Raw genomic sequence first — 318 nt, 5'->3', positions numbered from 1 at the left:
ACGGCCAGGGCGCTGGGCATCAGCCCGCGCACCGTGGAAATCTACCGCGCCCGCCTGATGCGCAAGTACCAGGCCAGCAGTTCCGTCGATCTGGTCCAGCGCCTGCTGACCGGCTGACCCCACCGAGGCCCACCGCATGACCCCCTCCATCGAAGAGTTGCTGGCGCGCATCAAAACCCTGCAAGAGCAGTTGGAACAGGAGTACGCCGCGCTGCGCGCCCAGTTCGAGCAGCAGCGCCAGGCCCTGGCCGACCGCTTTGTGGAACTGCAGCGCCAGCAGCGGGTGGGCCTGTGGCGCTACCTGCGCGGCAGCCGCCT

At 68.9% G+C, this 318-nt stretch carries 1 protein-coding gene and 1 pseudogene; both read left to right on the top strand.

All coding sequences use genetic code 11. The annotated features are described in order from the left end of the window. On the top strand, positions 1-117 hold a 117-nt coding region (locus tag HA630_RS27270; protein WP_243855307.1), incomplete at its 5' end, for a LuxR C-terminal-related transcriptional regulator. A 19-nt stretch (positions 118-136) separates the two neighbouring features. After that, a pseudogene (locus HA630_RS27265) lies at positions 137-318 on the top strand (hypothetical protein); the annotation flags it as partial.

It is taken from the genome of Aquabacterium sp. A08 (assembly GCF_011742065.1).
Note: the sequence above shows the minus strand (reverse complement) of the source record. Positions and strands in the feature narration are given on the sequence as shown.